Consider the following 732-nt stretch of genomic DNA (forward strand, 5'->3'; position numbering starts at 1 on the left):
AGGGTCTTGACTAGGAGAGCGGGTTTTCGCGGCAGATTTTGAGCAGGATCCTRGTCAGGTTCTTGCCGCGATTGTTGTATCTGAACTCGCATTCCTTGAGGTGCAAGGGGAAGGTTTTGGGGCTTAGGCCGCGGAAGCGGGCGAGGCGGGTTTTGGCGTAGCCCCAGAAGGCCTCGATGCCGTTGATATGGACCTCGCCACGGGCGAATTCGTCGCGACCGTGGTCGACGCGGACATGGGCATAGCCGACCGCGTCGAGGTGATTGTAGGACCTCCACCGGTCCGTGTTGATGGTCGAGGACAGGGCCACCCTCTCCAGAATAACCCTTTGCAATGAACGCATTGAGACATCCGGAACCACCTGGCACCAGACCTGGCCGCCTCTCTCGAAGATCCCGAAAACGATCGTCTTGCGCCCGGCGCCGCGCCCGGTCATGCCCTTGACGCGGCGCGGGCCGAAGTAGGATTCGTCGGCCTCGACTACGCCGAAAAAGGGCTTCTGCGCCTCGCACCAATCGGACATGCGCAGGCGCAGAAGGCTCAGAAAACGGTTCACCGTGTTGCGGTTGAGGCCGCTGACCTGCGCGATCTGACTGGCCGTGAGATCGGCCGCGACGAGCCTGATGAAGGCCCGAAATTGGGCTTCAGAAAGTTTCGAACTTTTTGCGTAGCGATTCATAAGCCTTTTCATAGCATTGCGCCAGTTTTCTGGCTCTATGCTAGTCAAGACCC

The 732-nt window shown here is 59.4% G+C and carries 1 protein-coding gene; it reads right to left on the reverse strand.

The annotated features are described in order from the left end of the window. Window positions 1–10: 10 nt before the first annotated feature. Window positions 11–691, reverse strand: a complete 681-nt coding sequence (locus AC1DVR_RS23825; RefSeq protein WP_478003099.1) for an IS1595 family transposase — start codon at window positions 689–691, stop codon at window positions 11–13. Window positions 692–732 lie beyond the last annotated feature (41 nt).

It is taken from the genome of Rhodobacter sp. P2_H5 (assembly GCF_056403335.1).